A 16,040-nucleotide genomic window follows, 5' to 3' on the forward strand; every position below is an offset into this window, starting at 1 on the left:
ATGAAACTAAAAAAATATGGCATTTCCCTCATTGCCGTTGTGATTTTATGCCTGATTGACCAGGGCACGAAAGCCCTTGCCGTCAAGTATTTAATGGGAAAAGACCCCCTTGTCCTGTGGGACGGAGTCTTTGAGCTGAAATATCTGGAAAACAGAGGCGCCGCCTTTGGTATTTTCCAGAATCAGCAGATCTTCTTTTATATCCTCACTGTGATCATTGGCATTGCCCTGATCTGGTTTTACGGAAAGATCCCTCACGGAAAAAAATATTTTCTTATGAAAATTCCTGTGGTTGTATGTTTCGCCGGGGCCATCGGAAACTTTATTGACCGGGCTTTTCAGGGTTATGTGGTTGATTTTTTTTATTTTAAACTTATTAATTTCCCTATATTTAATATGGCGGACATCTATATTACCTGCTCGGCGGTATTTTTTGTCCTTCTCTTTATTTTCAAATACAGGGATGACGATTTAGGTTTCCTCCACTCTAAAAAGTCCAAATCTTCCGAAAATGAACAGGAGTCCCGCCATGAGTGACCTTGAAATTCTGGTTGACCCCCAGGATCAGGGGACACGCATTGACAAATTTCTTTCGGAAAAATTCCCCCAGTATTCCCGCTCCTGGTTTCAAAAACAGATCCGGGATGAAAATGTCTTTGCCGACGAAAAGCCGGTGAAGGCCAACTGCAAAGTTGTCCCCGGCCAGCGGCTCCGGATCATCGTTCCGGAGCCGGAAATACTGGATGTGGAACCGGAGGACATCCCCCTGGATATTTTGTATGAGGACGAGGATGTTCTTCTTATTAACAAGCCTAAAAATATGGTGGTACATCCTGCCCCCGGACACCCCAACCATACTATTGTCAACGGGGTTATGTATCACTGCCGGGACCAGCTCTCGGCCATTAACGGCGTTCTCCGTCCCGGCATCGTCCACCGCATTGACAAAGACACCACCGGCGTTATTGTCATCTGCAAAAATGACCGGGCCCATTTAAGCCTGGCTGGGCAGCTCAAGGAGCATTCCATCACCCGACGCTATGAAGCCATTGTATACAATAATTTCACTGAAGATGAGGGAACTGTGGACGCCCCCATCGGCCGGTCTGTCAATGACCGGAAAAAGATGTCCGTCAACTACAAAAACGGTCGTGAAGCTATCACCCACTACAAAGTCCTGGAACGTTTCGGCCAGTTCACCTATATCCAGTGTACCCTGGAAACCGGACGAACCCATCAGATCCGTGTCCACATGTCCAGCATCGGACACCCATTGCTGGGAGATACGGTCTACGGCCCGGCAAAATGTCCCTTTTCCCTTCAGGGTCAGACACTCCACGCCCGGATTCTCGGCTTTATCCATCCAACTACAGGAAAGTATATGGAATTTGAGGCCCCTCTGCCGGACTATTTTAAAAATCTGCTGGAAAAGTTAAGGAAACAATAATATAAAAAAGAACCATCCTGTAAGGGCAAAGCTTTGAAAAAGCCTGCTCTTACAGGACGGTTCTTTTTGCTTTATTTATGGCACTTTCAGAGGTAGACTCGAAAAAATGTCAAACAATCCTTAATTCAAAACAGTTGAGTGATCCGAAAGTTTCATTTGAACCTATTGTCTCATGCCATTCCGTAAAAGCAATAAGAAAATGGACTGTTTTGGCAATATGGTAGTAAAGTAGCTCCAATAGTCCTATCGGCGGAACTTTACTCCTGAAGAAGGAAAAAATATAGTTTCTGGTTATCAGTCAGGGAAAACAAGTTCTGAATTAGGAGCAGATGCACAGGCTCTATCAGGAGATGCTTCATCTGACGCCGGAACAGATCGAGCGGGTATACAAATCGGCACACCATATACGGGAATGGTATGATCAGCATCCGGAGATTGAGACATGGGAGGACTATATTCGGTACATGGGGAAATCCGATGAAGGACAGGAAGTGTGAGGGTACACAGAATGAGAAAAGTCCAAATAGGTAAGTAATTTAATTGGGCAGGAATCCAATGCGGTTCCTGCTCTTTTTGCACTTCCGGATGATTGGAAATGTCCGGAATCTTTTTTCGAGAACAGGAAAGTTTGTGATTGTCTGAAAAAAGTATTCCAACTCCACCCCAACTCCACATTCCTGTGATACACTACTGTTGGAGGTGCAAGAAATGTCAAAAGTGATTTTAGTTATAGAGGATGAAGGAGCTATCCAAAGAGTAATCAAGGCGTTTTTGGAAAATAAAGGATATAACGTTATTTTAGCGGAGGATGGCTTGGAGGGCATCGAGCTGTTTCGCGAGCAGCAGCCGGATCTGGTACTTCTGGACCTGATGCTCCCAAAGATCAGTGGATTTACTGTCTGCGAGATGATCCGCAGGGAGAGCCGTGTACCCATTATCATGCTGACGGCGCTGGATGACGATGTCAGTCAGATGAAGGGGTTTGACGCCATGGCGGATGACTATATTACAAAGCCTTTTTCCATGCCGGTGGTGGTAAAGCATATCGAAGCGGTCCTGCGCCGGACAGATCAGAGTTTTGTACCGGACAGGCATGTAATCCGATATAAAGAGATGACTTTGGACGCAGACAGATTTTCCGTATCTGTGGGCGGAAAAAGTGTATCCCTGACCACCAGAGAATTTGAGATCTTAAAGTTCCTTCTCGAAAATACCAACCGGGTGGTGACCCGGGAACAACTTTTAAACAGCATCTGGGGCTATGATTATGTGGGCGATGAGAAGATCGCCAATACCCATATCAAGAACATCCGGAAGAAGCTGGGCGTGGATTATATCGAAACGATCAGAGGGGTGGGATATAAAATTGAGAAAGAAAATCAGTGAAAGTATTCAGGCTAAAACCTTTATCAGTATGCTGGCGCTGCTGGTGGTCTGCTGTGTGATCATCTATGGAATGGTCATGGTCTTTCTTCCAAGAAATTATCATTCCCAACTGGAGGGACAGGTGACTTCCGATTTCTATGATCTTGTGGAGGAACTGGAAAGAAACGGATGGGAAGCCAGCTCACAAAGTCTCATGGAATTTTCTATGAGCAATAATGCTTCGGTGGATATTGCCGATGCCAATGGGAACAGTGTGTTTTCCGTAAATTATGCCAATATGGAAAATCTGGATCTTTCGGCGCCGTCCATGAGCTGCTGGGCATCCTTTAGGCAAGGCGGGCAGACCTATCAGCTTTTTTCCAATGCGTCACTGGTCGCGGTGTCTCAGTCCTATGATCTTCTCCTGAAGCTGATCCCCTTTATCGCCGGTGTGATTGTGTTGATCTCCGTCATTGGGGCGGTGGTCTGCTCCCGGTACTACTCCAGGCCGCTGGTCAGTATCAGCAATGTGGCAAAGCGGATGACTACCCTGGACATGACCTGGAAGTGTGAAGTCAACCGAAAAGACGAGATCGGTGTACTGGCCGCCAGCCTGAATGAAATGGCCCGGCGGTTAAGCAGCACAATGGAACGTCTGCAGGCCGCCAATGAACAGCTGCAGCAGGATATTGAACGGGAGCGGGAGCAGGAAAAACAGAGGATTGATTTTTTTACTGCCGTTTCCCACGAATTAAAAACACCGATTGCCATCCTCAAAGGGGAACTGGAGGGGATGCTCTATCAGGTAGGAGAGTATAAGGACCGGGATGCCTATCTGCGCCATTGCCTGAAAATCACCGATGATATGGGGAAAATCGTGAAGGAGATCCTTATGGCGGCCCGGATGGGCGGCAGTGATTTTCAGCTTTCCTGCTCAGATCTGGATCTGAGTCCGATGGCAGAGCGGGTATGCCGGAAGATCATGGGGCGGATGGAAGATAAAGGAATGGATCTTACTATGGACATCCAGCCGGAAGTTCATTACCGTGGGGATGGGCGTCTGCTGGAGATGGCGATGGATAATGTATTGAGCAATGCAGTGATCTATTCCCCGGCAGGCGCAAGGGTGACCGTTTCATTAAAGAACAGTCTGTTTTCTGTAGAGAACAGCGGCGTTCATCTGCCGGAGGAGGATTTGAAGCAGATCTTTGAACCTTTCTACCGGCCGGATAAATCCCGGAACCGGAACAGCGGCGGCAGTGGTCTGGGACTTTATATTACCAAAATGATTTTAGAACATCATGGGATTGATTGTTGCATGGAAAATACGGAAGCTGGCGTAAGGTTTACGGCATTTTTGTAGTGAATGTTAATGTGCGTTGCTTGTGGCAACGGGCGGTTTGACCTACAATAGCAGTAAGAACTTAAGGTGAAGGAGTGAGTTTCTTAATGTTGTCGGAGAATATTAAGGCAATCATGCAGACAGCCACCTTTAGCGGCCATCAGGGCCATATTATCCGGCCAGACCGGGACATCCCCGGCCATTAACCGTTATGCCGCGAAAGGCTCTTTACATGAGTAGCACATGATAGGCTCTCTGCCTTGGCAAATCCGCCTGTGGTGCTGGTTTGCCGGCTTTGCCAGAATATCATGTGTGATGGAGGCTCATGTCAAGAGTACCGTGGAATAATGGTTAATGGTCGACCGGATAATATGACTCACGCTGGCCGGATAATATGGCACAGGTGGCCGTTTGGGATGACAATCTGCAATCAGAAAATCAAAAGGGCTTTCGCAGCAGGAACTTGCTGTTAAACTGGACGTCGTGCGGCAAACCGTTTCTAAATGGGAGCAAGGGGTATCACTTAGATAAAGATACCACACCATTCCCACGCTGACTTTTGCTCAACCGATGCAGCCGGAGGGCTGGATAACAAGAAAAGGCGGTATGCGCCCCGTGGAGGGGGGGGTAGCGTACCGCCTTTTCTTGTGGGGGTTTCCAAAGGGGGCAACGCCCCCATTTGGCACACGACTTTGCGAAGCAAAGTGTAGTGTGTTATACGCTCTGTCGGCGTTGCCGTGAAAATGCCGTTGCCGCCGGGGATGGCAAGGGCATTTGAAGCGGCAGGAAAACAGGGCTGTGCTTGTGTGGCGTGGAGCCGCAAGCGCAGGTCTGTTTTCGACAGCAGACAGGGCGTATATGAACACCCCCGTTCTTCGTCCTACGCTCTGACTTGTGGACAAAGTGTCCCGAAGTTGTGGCCACACTCCCGGAAAAATAGCAGGACAGCGGGCAACCGTCAAGACTGAAATGAACGGGTTTGCACCCGGTCTTGACCGCCGCCTGCCGTTCCGCTGAATGGGTGGACAAGGCGGCCAATCTCTCGAAGTGCTTGGCCGCTCTCTTTCTGATTTTGGAGCGTTTCTTTTCTAAAAATTGAAATGGGCGGGAAGCCATTTTAGGGCTTTCCCGCATTGATTACCCTTTAGCAAAGACGGGCGTGACTGTCAACGGCGGCGCATGAAATGCGCCGTTTATCTTGACCGTTGACTGGCTCGGCTGGCTTTGCTATCTTTATCCTTAAAATAGCGTCAATATATATCCGTCTATTATGGCGATTATCAGATACAAGATAAATCCTCGAATAAACGACTGTATATGTTTCTGCGGATTTTGATACAATTCTTTTTCAGGTATTTTTGTAAAGTGAGTATTCCGGGTGATTTTACACCACGATTCCGGAAGATGGAAACTGGTATTCCGGAATAAAGGAAACCGTAATTCCGCTGTATAGAAACCGGCATTCCGACAACATGGGAACCGTAAGCTGCCTCGATTATAATGTATGTATGCATCTTCTGATGTAAATACATTATAAGGAGGTCAGCTGATATGACCAAATATCGCGAGATCATCAGGCTTGCCAGCCTGAATCTCAGTCAGACGAACATTGCGCTTAGCTGCGGTGTTTCCAAAAAAACAGTCAACAAGGTTTTAAAAGCTGCCAGAGAAAAAGGTATCTCCTGGCCGCTTGATCCCAACCAGACCGACGCTGTGATTGAGCAGCTGTTGTTCCCGAAGGAAAATCGCCAACAGTCTCAATCAACTAAGCGGATGCCGGATTACGCTCATATCCGAAAGGAACTTCTCCGCAATGGCGTGAACAAGAAACTCCTTTGGACAGAGTACCTTGAGGAATGCCGCCTTGCCGGTGATGATCCACTTATGTATTCCCAATTCTGCTATTACATCCAGCAGGATGAGCAGAAGCGCCGTGCCACCATGCATATCAACCGCAAACCTGCAGAGCAGGTTGAGGTAGATTGGGCTGGAGATCCGGCACATATCATTGATCCGGATACCGGCGAGATCCTGGACGCCCACATTTTCGTAGGAGTAATGACTTACAGCCAGTATCCATATGTGGAAGCATTCATGGACGAAAAGCAGCCATCGTGGATTGCTGCACATGTCCACATGTATGAGTACTTTGGCGGTGTCGCTAAGATCCTGGTGCCGGATAACTGCCGCACTGCCGTGGATCACAACAAGAGTTGGAAGGATCAGCGGATCAATGCTGTTTATCAGGAAATGGCTGAACACTATGGCACTGCAGTCATACCAGCCCGCGTCCGAGCCCCTCGCGACAAAGCAAATGCCGAGGGCAGTGTAGGCAATATCTCCACCTGGATCACAGCAGCCCTGCGCAATGAGCAGTTCTTTTCCCTCAGTGAGTTAAACCGGGCGATCCGTCAGAAGCTGGAAGTTTTCAGCCGACGCCCCTTCCAAAAGAAGGAGGGCAGCCGGTATGAGATCTTCCGCGACGAAGAACTGCCATTACTGGCACCGTTACCTGCCACCCCTTACGAACTGGCGGAATGGAAACAAGCCACCGTTCAGTTCAATTATCACATATCCTTTGCCGGAATGCTATACTCAGTTCCGCATGAATACATAAAGCGCAAAGTTGATGTGAGGGTTACAGATAAAACCATTGAAATTTTTTACAACCACAACCGGATTGCGTCCCACCGCCGTCTGTACGGCCGCAAGGGACAGTACAGCACGGTTACAGAGCACATGCCGACTTCCCACCAGCAGTACCTGGAATGGAACGGCGACCGCTTCCGTAAATGGGCGGAACGGATCGGCTCCAGTACCCATCAGGTAGTTGATGCAATCCTTACCTCCAAGCGTGTAGAACAACAGTCCTACCGCAGCTGTATGGGGCTTTTGAAGCTGGCTGACAAATATTCGGCCGACCGGCTGGAAGCCGCCTGCCGGAAAGCGCTCTCCTTTACGGCCACTCCCAGCTATAAGAGTATTAAAAATATCCTTGATACTGGGAACGACCAGGCGGAAGTATCCGACAAAGGTCAGACAACTGGCAGCCATACAGAATCAGGAAAGAGCAGCCATGCGCTTACAAGAGGCGCTGATTACTACAGGAGGTAAGGAACTATGACTACACAAAGCACCATGGATAAACTCATTGAAATGCGCCTGACAGCTATGTCGGATGCATTCCGTACTCAGATATCTGATCCCAAAATGAAAGAAATATCTTTCGAGGATCGCTTCGGGATGCTGGTAGATATCGAATATAGCAACCGAAAGAGCAACAGCTTGAAACGCCTGATCCGCAACGCCGGATTCGACCAGCCGGACGCATACATTGGTGATATCAACTATACTTCTGGCCGCAAGCTGAACCGTTCATTAATCGAGCGGCTCGCAACATGCGAATACATCACAGAGCACAGGAATCTCTTTATCACAGGCGCAACCGGGAGCGGCAAGACCTATCTGGCATGTGCGTTCGGGATGGAAGCATGCAGGCAGCGTTACAAAACGAAGTATGTACGGCTTCCGGATCTGCTCCTGGAACTGGAGATGGCACGTAACGATGGCACATACAAGAAAGTCCAGGGGAAATATGCCAACCCGGTCCTGCTGATCATTGATGAATGGCTCCTGCTGAAACCAACTGAATCCGAACAGCATGACATTCTGGAGCTTCTCCATCGGAGACGCAGGAGATCCTCTACCATCTTCTGCTCCCAGTATGATTCCAATGGCTGGTATGATCAGCTTGGCGGAGATGACAGTCCCCTTGCGGAGGCGATCCTGGATCGCATCAAGCATGATGCATATAAGATCAACATCATCCCGACAGATCCTGCGAATTACAGATCCATGCGGGAAGTGTACGGGTTGGATCCAGCATTAAGCGAGTAAACTCGCAGGTAACAATTAATTAAGTGCGGTATCCCTGTTCCGGACTCACGGTATCATAGCTCCGGACTTCCGGTATCCGTTCCTCCGGAACAGGGGTACATTTTTACCGTAATATACATAAAGCGAATACGTTTCGTATTCCTCCACCATAAAAGGTCAATGATTAGCAAATCAAATATATTCAGGCTTTGTCCAATTATATTTAGGCAAAATAAATTATGATAAAAGTTATTTTCTCTAATAAACAATCCTAATATGAAAAATAGAGGCAGGAATAGCAGAAAATTCGATATAAATACTATTATTTTATTGCTTTCTTTAAAGCGTCCCTGATACTCTATAATTTCCTTTATTTGATTTTGCACCTTATCTGGATAAGATGAATAGCTTTTCAAATTTTTATCATCAGTGCCTGTTCCACCAAAACAAAGCAGAAAAAAGATAATACATAAAATTATAGTTTCGATTGCTAAAATCATTTGCTAATGCTCCTATAATACTTACAATTTAATATTTTTATTTTCACAAATTTTCTGGCATATTTCTTTATGCGCTGATTTCCCTTCTGGAAAAAAAGATACCATCGGGTAGCAGTGACACATTCCCTTTCCCACATTTAATGTATAGGTTACATTTTCCGCTTTACAAGCTTTTACGAAATTTTCAGCACAAGCATATAGCACTTCGTCGCTACCATACCAAAAATGAATATCTGGTAAGCCTTTAAAATTACCGAGTGTACCTGATAGCATATAATCTGGAACACTTTCGCCATGTTGCATAAGTGTTCTTACATTTTCCATAAAAGCAACATCTACCATAATATCCTTTGCATTTAATTCTTTCATTTTATTCAGTTGCACATTGCTATCAGGACAGCACCCCGGTGAACACGCCACAATTCTATGCGGCATAGGCAAGGGGTGATCTAAAGTGTTGTTGTATAGGCAAACACCAATAGCTAAAGCTGCTCCAGACGAAAAACCGAGTAGCGTAATATTCTCTGCGCCATAAACCGCAACCATTTTTCGGTAAGTATCAAACACCATCTTATAAGTTTCTAAAATACTATTTCGAGTACAAAGAGGATAATAAGGAAACCATACATCCATATTACAGTCCGCCCCATATTCCCCGGCGCATTTTACGTCACCCCCATCTGGACCAATAATCATTCCGCCACCAAAGAAAAATAATATTGCTTTTTCTGTCCGTTGTTGGTGTTTCTGAATAGACAGACAATGATACTTCCCATTCATTATAGGAATATCGTTATAAATATACTTGCGATTTTTCGGTATTTGAAAATTTCGATTTTTGTTAAGATGTTCTGCTTTTATTATGAGTCTGTTCAATGGCAACTGAAACATTTTTTTGAATCCTAATACCCGTAATGCACTTTTAGCTATACTATATCGAATACTCATAATACGACTTCCTTTCTATTTATCAAATGATTAGTGAAAACTAATTCACTTGTAACACCTTTTCTGATTGTTGAATAGTCTATTACTTCTTCTCCATTTGCTCTATCAGCTTCTTCGCCAACTTCTGAAACAAGTCGGAGGTTTCCTCGTCCATCGGTGCAAGCTGTCCGATTTGTCCGGCAATCATTGCTGTTACATCATCAACAGAAATCGGTTTTTGCTTCTGTTCCGTCAATGCGTCCCGCATGGTCTGAAACATGGCGGCGGTTACAGCTTCCCCCGGCTGTTCTCCGTTTTCCATGTCTTTCTTAATATCCCGCAGGATAGCAAGGAACACGCTCTTGATTTTCTCAATCTCCGCTTCATGCTCCCCCATCTTCTGTGCGTTCAATAGCTGTAAATCCTGTCTTGCTTCTGTTCTGTGTTCCGGGTGTTCTTTCATCAGGTCGGACAGGGAAGCTGTTGCAATCTCGATAAGCTGGTTTCTTGCGGTTATCCCCTTTGCCGCCGTGTCTTGAAAATAAATCCGTATCAAATCTATCAGCTTTGGAAAGTTCCTGTGTTCCAGTAAGCGATTGAGGATTTGCACATCGACTGTGCCCGTCACAAGCCCCCTCACGGCTCCCTCGGATAAGCCCAATTCAGAAATATCATAGCTTTTGCGGACGCTCACGGTGGACAAGCCCAGTATGTAGTCCGTCGATACCTTAAATTCCTTTGCCACTCCCATGAGAATGTCACTGCTGACCGTTCTCGTTTCACCGCTGACAATGCGGCTCAACTGGGAAGCGGAAACACCTATCTTCTCCGCAAGTTCCTTTTGTGTGATGTGGTTCCCGTTGCATAAATCAGAAATCCGCTGTCCGGGTGTTCCGGGTAAAGCCATAGACACGCACCTCCTCCGCATACTTCCATTATACAGAATGATTGCAAAAATGCAATTTCCAAAGTGTAAACTTCATCAAAATGCAATTCTCGCAAAATTCCGGGGATTGCATTTTTTTCGTGTAGACTTAGGGTAGTTCATCGATGGACAGCACCTTGAAAACAGAATGACCGTCCGAAAAGGAATACCCCGGCTGGGGAAGCACCGCAATGAGCCGGACTTCGGGACAAAATGTCCCGAAGTTGCGGGGAGCGTGCCAACGCTGGAACACGCCGCAGGAATGGGGCAGGAAACCTTTTCGGGGAGAACGGCAACGGAAAGCAAAATGGAGGGAACGCATGAGAGATAACCCCTATAAAGACTTGCCGCCGCTGGAACGCAGGCCGGACGGTTCCCTTTACCGCATGGCACCGGCGCAGAGAAAACAGGCGGCCAGCCTGATACGCCGGGAGTGCTGTTGCTGTGAGGATGGCAACTGCATTGTCCTTGACGATGGGGACACCTGCACCTGCCCGCAGACGGTTTCTTTCTCGGTCTGCTGTAAGTGGTTCCGCTGGGCGGTCTTGCCGCTGGACGGAACGCTGGAAGCGGAGATTTTCCGGGATAAGGCCTTGAAACGCTGTGCGGTCTGCGGCGGCGTGTTCGTCCCCAAATCCAACCGGGCAAAATACTGCCCAGACTGCGCCGCCAGAGTTCACAGGCGGCAGAAAACAGAAAGCGAACGGAAAAGGAGGTCTGCTGTGGACAGTTAGGAGCGAAAAAAGCCTTGATTTATCAGGCTTCGCAAGCCCTAAACCGGGGCAGGTGGTATAAAGTATCGCCCGCCCCGGAAAACGGGCTTCTAACCGTCCACAAAACGCACTATGACAAATACCATTTATATCCATCAGCCGGAAAAGGCGTTCAGCTTCACCCGGCTCCCGAATTTCCTCTTTGAAGCCCCCACATTCAAGCCCCTGTCCAACGAGGCAAAGGTTCTGTACGCCTTTATCCTGCGCCGGACAGAGTTATCCCGCAAGAATGGGTGGGCGGATGACTGCGGACGGATTTTCCTGTATTTCCCTATCTGTGAAGTGGTCACACTGCTCCATTGTGGGCGGCAGAAAGCGGTGAACACCCTGCGGGAACTGCAATACGCCGGACTGGTGGAAATCCAGAAGCAGGGCTGGGGAAAACCCAACCGCATTTTCCCAAAATCCTATGAAGTGGTTCCAAACACCGACTTCAAGAAATCCCGTTCTGGTACGCCGGAGGACTGAAAACCGTACCCATGAAGTACGGAAACCGCCCCCTTGAAGTACGAAAACCGGACGGTATATAGAAATACAGAGATTAAAATGATTTATTTATATCCATTCCATTCCTATCGTATCAGAGATAATTCCGGCGGGATTTTCCCTGTGGAAAACCCCGGATAGGAAAGGAATGGGGAAAGGAGCAGAATGGCACAACACGCAATTTTGCGGTTTGAGAAGCACAAGGGCAACCCAGCAAGGCCTTTGGAAGCCCATCACGAAAGACAGAAAGAACAATACGCCAGCAACCCCGACATTGACACAAGCCGGAGTAAATACAACTTCCATATCGTCAAGCCGGAGGGACGCTATTACCACTTCGTTCAGAGCCGTATCGAGCAGGCCGGATGCCGGACAAGGAAAGACAGTACACGGTTTGTCGATACGCTGATAACCGCCAGCCCGGAGTTTTTCAAGGGGAAATCCCCAAAGGAGATACAGGCGTTTTTCCAGAGGGCGGCGGACTTCCTCATTGTACGGGTAGGCCGGGAAAATATCGTGTCGGCGGTGGTACACATGGACGAGAAAACACCCCACCTGCATTTGACCTTTGTTCCGCTGACAAAGGACAACCGCCTGTGCGCTAAGGAGATTATCGGCAACCGGGCAAACCTGATGAAGTGGCAGGACGATTTTCACGCCTATATGGTGGAGAAATATCCTGACTTGGAGCGTGGGGAAAGTGCCAGCAAGACAGGCCGGAAGCATATCCCCACCCGGCTTTTCAAACAGGCTGTTTCCCTCTCCAAACAGGCCAGAGCCATTGAAGCCGCCCTTGACGGCATTAACCCATTGAACGCCGGAAAGAAAAAAGAGGAAGCCCTCTCCATGCTGAAAAGGTGGTTCCCGCAGATGGAGAACTTCTCCGGGCAGTTGAAAAAGTACAAGGTCACAATCAATGACCTTTTGGCGGAGAATGAGAAGTTGAAAGCAAGGGCAAAGGCCAGTGAAAAAGGCAAGATGAAAGATACGATGGAACGGGCAAAGCTGAAAAGTGAACTGGACAATTTACAGCGGCTGGTTGACCGTATCCCGCCGGATATACTGGCGGAACTGAAACGGCAGCAGCGGCACACGGTAAAGGAAAGGTGATAGATATAAGCAGAAATTTTCGCCGCCCCTGTGCGGCATTGTACCTTGAAAACTGAATATGGAGGACACTGTCTAAAGGGACAACATTTCATACAAAAATAGGGCATTGAAAAGAAGGCATATTTTCCTGCCAAGTCTTTGAAATGCCTTGTTTTATGGGGATTTTTAAGTAATCGAGGACGGATTTTCAGAATTACATATGAGAAAAATTTTGTGGCTCAAATGGATATAACCAATCTTAATCTTGTTATGTCCCTATTACGCACCCCATCGGGATGCTTGATTTAGGAAAAGGCGGAAACGCTAAAAAGTATAAAAGAGAAAAAAACATATTCATAATAGTAGAGAACAATTTAGCGCCAACCATATTTTGATTTTTATGAGTGGCGCTTCTTGGTTATTCAGGTTCAAATGCTTCATTGCAGTCGGCGCATATTACATTTACCCGGCGGGTAGCCCGGATGATGGTGCCGCAGCAGGGGCATGTGTATTTGATACTGCGGTTTTGAGATTTCTTACCGCCGCCCTTGCTTGTCCCGATGGTCTGTAGGCGGCTGGCGTGGATGCTGTCGCTGCCTAATGTTTCTTTGATCCAGGCTTCAGCTTCCGGAGATAGGGTGGTTATTGTCCAGCCGTATTTTGGATGTTTTTCAATATGAAGGCCGTGAGCTTCGGCGGTGGCTTTGAATTTCAGGTTGTGGTAATAGCCGTTGTTGCTTACGTCCTGGATGCCATGGACGATATTGTAGAGATGTGCCATTTCATGGAGCAGGGTTGCGGCGAGTTCGGAAATAGGGCGATCCAGGTACTCGGCGCAGAGGTTGATTTCCCGATATTTTTCTCCGTTGGCGTTCCATATTTCATGGATACTGCACCAGCCGTAGGCTCCGCGTCCGCCGTCCGGGGATACGGTAATAGCCGGGCGGGTGAGTACATTATTATAAAAATGCTGGTTAAATTGGTCGAACATTTCCTCGGTTTTCTTTATTATCTGGGATATTTGCAGCATATTGGCGTCCTCCTTAAAGATATGTTTTATTTCTGTGAGTGACAGCTTACATATTTTCGGTCAAAAAGCAAGCTCAAAGGTTTTCAAACCCTCTCTTTTTTGAGAATGGCAAAGCCCCGCCGGGGCGGGGCTGAAATGTTAGGCTGCCTGAAATCCTTGTTCTGCCAATGCGGCGATTAATTCCGGGTTTTCTTCTCCTGTAAGGGTACGTCTCTGCCGATGTTGTAGCTGCCTACCTGATAGGAGTATGTCGGGGCTTTCATATATTGCGGCTTTGCTCCGAGGAAATTTCCTACAGCGGCGGCAAGTTCCTTTCTGCGGGGGCCATTTACATTGTAGTGGATTTTCATGTCTTTCGGTACTTCTACGATAATTTCTTCGTTTACCTTATTCTGTCCGGTTTCACCGATAGAGTCTTTTGAAATTTCCTGCTGGCTGGCCGCTTCGGCTTCCTGCAAGTTTTCTTCGGGGCGTTCTGCGGCGGCGGTTTCTGTATGGGGCGCGGCGATCAGGTCGGCCATATCCAGCGGCCTGATTACTGCTAATGCGGTGATTTCTTTCGGCTCTTGTACTGTGCCTGGGGCTTTCTGTTCCTTTTGCGCTGTTTCTGCCTGTTCCATTTTGGTCTGTGCTGCAGCCTTGGCGGCCGCCTTTTCCGCTCTTGCTATTTTCGCTCTCGGAGCCGGAAATACGTCTGGTAATGCCCCTTTTTCATAATGGATCTGGAAGGTGATCTTTCCGTCCTGGGGGATGTAGAAATGGAAGTCCCGCATTTCGATTTCCTTGATAGCGTCCGGAAGTTCGATATTCTTATAGCGCTTTACTTCTTTTCCTTCTACGATGAGGCATACGGGAACCGCGTCTCTGAGTTTTGCTGTGATTTTACCTGTCTTCATATTGTTTTCCACCTTTCTTATTTTTGTTGGCTGGCTGCCTTTGTTGCTTGTGAGTGACAGCTTACATATTTGGGGTGGAAAAGCAAGGCTTTTTGATAAAAAGATTTCACATTTTATGAAGAATATTATAGAGGTCATGCACTAGAGGCCGATGAACATGCTAAGAGCGCAGATGCAGGAAGCTATTTTTTAAGAATTGATTTACACATGAAATTTTAAGCATAAGTAAAGCCGGGATTTCGCTGCCAAGCGGCAAATCCCGGCTTTAGTCTTATCCGTTTTCCAAATTCTTTGACCGCCTGTATTCCAGTGGAGATAGTCCAAACTGTTTTTTGAATACGGCTGCAAATTTCCCCTGATTGGAGTAGCCAACCTGCTCTGATATTTCAGCAATCGGACGCTTTGTGTCCGAAAGAAGCCTTGCGGCTTCGTTCATACGGATTTCCCGCAGCCAAGTAGATATATTTTGACCATATACCCCTCTAAAATAATTTTTCAGGCTGGTTTCACTGACTGAAAAGCGTTCTGCAATTTGCCGTACAGGAATGTGCTGGCGAAGATCATCGGAAAGGATTTGTGCTGCCCTTTTTGCAATTTCAACCTGCGTTTCCGTGTAGAAGCCGCAGGTTTTCGGAGGCCGGATTTCCATGTTGAGAAGCCGGTGGATAAGTTCAAGCGTATAGATTTGCAAATGAAAGGCAGACGGTCTTTCCGAAAGCCGCCAGAGTTTTTGAAATATATTTTCCAGTTCGCTGTCCGCTTCGTTGATATATGTTTTATGGTTCGCGCAATAGTTTTCTTCCAGGCACATGAGATCAATGGAAAAAGATTTCATCAATTCGCCGCAGGACTGTAATAGGAGCGAAAGGTCAAAGTATATTTTTATGCCCTGATATTGCCGTGTAGGAAAGATGTATTCTTTCTGCGCTGTCTGCCCACTGATACAAAAGTCGTTTTCCTTCAGGTAAATATATGAGCCATCATCGAGGAGCAGTTCACTTCTGCCGGAAATACAATAGTTTATCAATAATGGCCTTAACTCTGAGTTGGCTTCTGACTCCGGCCACACAGGAGCATTTACAAAAATAAAAGCTAATGTCAGGCCCGGAAAGAGCGTATGGAATGTCATGCGCCCTTTACCATTTGCCTGATCTAATAGTAGTTCGCTGCTATTTGGACTGTTTTTTAAGGTCACACCTGAAACGGAATTGCTGTTTTCCAAAATGCTGTATATCATATCACGCAACTGCTTCGCCCCTTTCATCATGTAAAATCGTTGATATTATTATATCGGTGATAAAATTTCCGGTCAATGGTTATTCCGGCCAAAGGTCAAAACTCCTTGCTATACGGGCCTAAAATACCGATATGTGCATAGAAGCAT

Annotated in this window: 16 protein-coding genes and 1 pseudogene; 11 read left to right on the plus strand and 6 right to left on the minus strand. The window is 47.1% G+C overall.

Annotated features, from left to right (window positions below; all coding sequences use genetic code 11):
• The 8 genes and pseudogenes from lspA (at position 1) to istB (ending at position 8,051) form a co-directional block, all read left to right on the plus strand.
• Positions 1-537, plus strand: coding sequence for a signal peptidase II (lspA, locus tag HNP82_RS03840; RefSeq protein WP_183771706.1), 537 nt, complete (start codon positions 1-3; stop codon positions 535-537).
• Positions 530-1,447 carry an RluA family pseudouridine synthase gene (locus tag HNP82_RS03845; RefSeq protein WP_183771709.1) on the plus strand — a complete coding sequence of 306 codons (918 nt, stop codon included), beginning with the start codon at positions 530-532 and terminating at the stop codon, positions 1,445-1,447. The genes lspA and HNP82_RS03845 overlap by 8 nt, the downstream gene beginning before the upstream one ends.
• A 329-nt stretch (positions 1,448-1,776) precedes the next feature.
• Positions 1,777-1,944, plus strand: coding sequence for a hypothetical protein (locus HNP82_RS03850; protein ID WP_183771711.1), 168 nt, complete (start codon positions 1,777-1,779; stop codon positions 1,942-1,944).
• Between the two features lie 211 nt (positions 1,945-2,155).
• Positions 2,156-2,833: a response regulator transcription factor gene (locus HNP82_RS03855; protein ID WP_183771713.1), complete on the plus strand. Its 678-nt coding sequence runs from the start codon at positions 2,156-2,158 to the stop codon at positions 2,831-2,833.
• A complete protein-coding gene (locus tag HNP82_RS03860) occupies positions 2,814-4,175 on the plus strand; it encodes a HAMP domain-containing sensor histidine kinase (protein ID WP_207720543.1) in 1,362 nt (453 codons plus the stop codon). Before HNP82_RS03855 ends, HNP82_RS03860 begins: the two co-directional genes overlap by 20 nt.
• Positions 4,176-4,583: 408 nt before the next feature.
• Positions 4,584-4,679 (plus strand): annotated as a pseudogene (locus HNP82_RS18560) (helix-turn-helix transcriptional regulator); the annotation flags it as partial.
• A 1,026-nt stretch (positions 4,680-5,705) separates the two neighbouring features.
• Positions 5,706-7,268, plus strand: coding sequence for an IS21 family transposase (gene istA, locus HNP82_RS03870; RefSeq protein ID WP_183771715.1), 1,563 nt, complete (start codon positions 5,706-5,708; stop codon positions 7,266-7,268).
• 6 nt (positions 7,269-7,274) lie between these two features.
• Positions 7,275-8,051, plus strand: a complete 777-nt coding sequence (gene istB, locus HNP82_RS03875; RefSeq protein ID WP_177310219.1) for an IS21-like element helper ATPase IstB — start codon at positions 7,275-7,277, stop codon at positions 8,049-8,051.
• A 53-nt stretch (positions 8,052-8,104) separates the two neighbouring features.
• Here istB and HNP82_RS03880 read toward each other — a convergent pair whose 3' ends face one another.
• The 3 genes from HNP82_RS03880 to HNP82_RS03890 all read right to left on the minus strand — a co-directional run bounded on the left by HNP82_RS03880 (position 8,105) and on the right by HNP82_RS03890 (position 10,364).
• On the minus strand, positions 8,105-8,530 hold the full coding sequence (locus HNP82_RS03880; protein WP_183771717.1) for an ABC transporter permease: 426 nt from the start codon (positions 8,528-8,530) through the stop codon (positions 8,105-8,107).
• Positions 8,531-8,551: 21 nt separating this feature from the next.
• A complete protein-coding gene (locus HNP82_RS03885) occupies positions 8,552-9,478 on the minus strand; it encodes an alpha/beta hydrolase (RefSeq protein WP_204248290.1) in 927 nt (308 codons plus the stop codon).
• 82 nt (positions 9,479-9,560) lie between these two features.
• Complete coding sequence (locus HNP82_RS03890) at positions 9,561-10,364, minus strand: helix-turn-helix domain-containing protein (RefSeq protein ID WP_183771719.1); 804 nt, start codon at positions 10,362-10,364, stop codon at positions 9,561-9,563.
• Between the two features lie 338 nt (positions 10,365-10,702).
• On the opposite strand from HNP82_RS03890, the gene HNP82_RS03895 reads away from it, so the two are divergent.
• The 3 genes from HNP82_RS03895 (at position 10,703) to mobV (ending at position 12,751) form a co-directional block, all read left to right on the plus strand.
• Positions 10,703-11,116: a cysteine-rich VLP domain-containing protein gene (locus HNP82_RS03895; RefSeq protein WP_089702187.1), complete on the plus strand. Its 414-nt coding sequence runs from the start codon at positions 10,703-10,705 to the stop codon at positions 11,114-11,116.
• Between the two features lie 111 nt (positions 11,117-11,227).
• The gene (locus tag HNP82_RS03900) at positions 11,228-11,623 is read left to right on the plus strand and encodes a replication initiator protein A (RefSeq protein WP_183771721.1); all 396 of its coding nucleotides are present in this window, start codon (positions 11,228-11,230) and stop codon (positions 11,621-11,623) included.
• A 183-nt stretch (positions 11,624-11,806) separates the two neighbouring features.
• Positions 11,807-12,751 carry a MobV family relaxase gene (gene mobV, locus HNP82_RS03905; RefSeq protein WP_183771723.1) on the plus strand — a complete coding sequence of 315 codons (945 nt, stop codon included), beginning with the start codon at positions 11,807-11,809 and terminating at the stop codon, positions 12,749-12,751.
• Between the two features lie 397 nt (positions 12,752-13,148).
• On the opposite strand, the gene HNP82_RS03910 is transcribed toward mobV, so the two are convergent.
• The 3 genes from HNP82_RS03910 to HNP82_RS03920 all read right to left on the minus strand — a co-directional run bounded on the left by HNP82_RS03910 (position 13,149) and on the right by HNP82_RS03920 (position 15,893).
• Positions 13,149-13,760, minus strand: coding sequence for a SprT-like domain-containing protein (locus tag HNP82_RS03910; protein ID WP_183771725.1), 612 nt, complete (start codon positions 13,758-13,760; stop codon positions 13,149-13,151).
• A gap of 176 nt (positions 13,761-13,936) precedes the next feature.
• On the minus strand, positions 13,937-14,656 hold the full coding sequence (locus HNP82_RS03915; protein WP_183771727.1) for a hypothetical protein: 720 nt from the start codon (positions 14,654-14,656) through the stop codon (positions 13,937-13,939).
• Positions 14,657-14,927: 271 nt separating this feature from the next.
• Positions 14,928-15,893 carry a helix-turn-helix domain-containing protein gene (locus HNP82_RS03920; protein WP_183771729.1) on the minus strand — a complete coding sequence of 322 codons (966 nt, stop codon included), beginning with the start codon at positions 15,891-15,893 and terminating at the stop codon, positions 14,928-14,930.
• Positions 15,894-16,040: the final 147 nt, after the last annotated feature.

The sequence above is a fragment of the Catenibacillus scindens genome, from assembly GCF_014202115.1.
Classification (GTDB): Bacteria; Bacillota; Clostridia; order Lachnospirales; family Lachnospiraceae; genus Catenibacillus; species Catenibacillus scindens.

Coding starts and splice junctions, on each gene's coding strand:
- HNP82_RS03915 (WP_183771727.1), bottom strand. CDS start 14,656: ATGAAGACAGGTAAAATCACAGCAAAACTCAGAGACGCGGTTCCCGTA.
- HNP82_RS03890 (WP_183771719.1), bottom strand. CDS start 10,364: ATGGCTTTACCCGGAACACCCGGACAGCGGATTTCTGATTTATGCAAC.
- HNP82_RS03885 (WP_204248290.1), bottom strand. CDS start 9,478: ATGAGTATTCGATATAGTATAGCTAAAAGTGCATTACGGGTATTAGGA.
- HNP82_RS03895 (WP_089702187.1), top strand. CDS start 10,703: ATGAGAGATAACCCCTATAAAGACTTGCCGCCGCTGGAACGCAGGCCG.
- mobV (WP_183771723.1), top strand. CDS start 11,807: ATGGCACAACACGCAATTTTGCGGTTTGAGAAGCACAAGGGCAACCCA.
- istA (WP_183771715.1), top strand. CDS start 5,706: ATGACCAAATATCGCGAGATCATCAGGCTTGCCAGCCTGAATCTCAGT.
- HNP82_RS03910 (WP_183771725.1), bottom strand. CDS start 13,760: ATGCTGCAAATATCCCAGATAATAAAGAAAACCGAGGAAATGTTCGAC.
- HNP82_RS03855 (WP_183771713.1), top strand. CDS start 2,156: ATGTCAAAAGTGATTTTAGTTATAGAGGATGAAGGAGCTATCCAAAGA.
- HNP82_RS03900 (WP_183771721.1), top strand. CDS start 11,228: ATGACAAATACCATTTATATCCATCAGCCGGAAAAGGCGTTCAGCTTC.
- HNP82_RS03845 (WP_183771709.1), top strand. CDS start 530: ATGAGTGACCTTGAAATTCTGGTTGACCCCCAGGATCAGGGGACACGC.
- HNP82_RS03920 (WP_183771729.1), bottom strand. CDS start 15,893: ATGATATACAGCATTTTGGAAAACAGCAATTCCGTTTCAGGTGTGACC.
- HNP82_RS03850 (WP_183771711.1), top strand. CDS start 1,777: ATGCACAGGCTCTATCAGGAGATGCTTCATCTGACGCCGGAACAGATC.
- istB (WP_177310219.1), top strand. CDS start 7,275: ATGACTACACAAAGCACCATGGATAAACTCATTGAAATGCGCCTGACA.
- HNP82_RS03880 (WP_183771717.1), bottom strand. CDS start 8,530: ATGATTTTAGCAATCGAAACTATAATTTTATGTATTATCTTTTTTCTG.
- lspA (WP_183771706.1), top strand. CDS start 1: ATGAAACTAAAAAAATATGGCATTTCCCTCATTGCCGTTGTGATTTTA.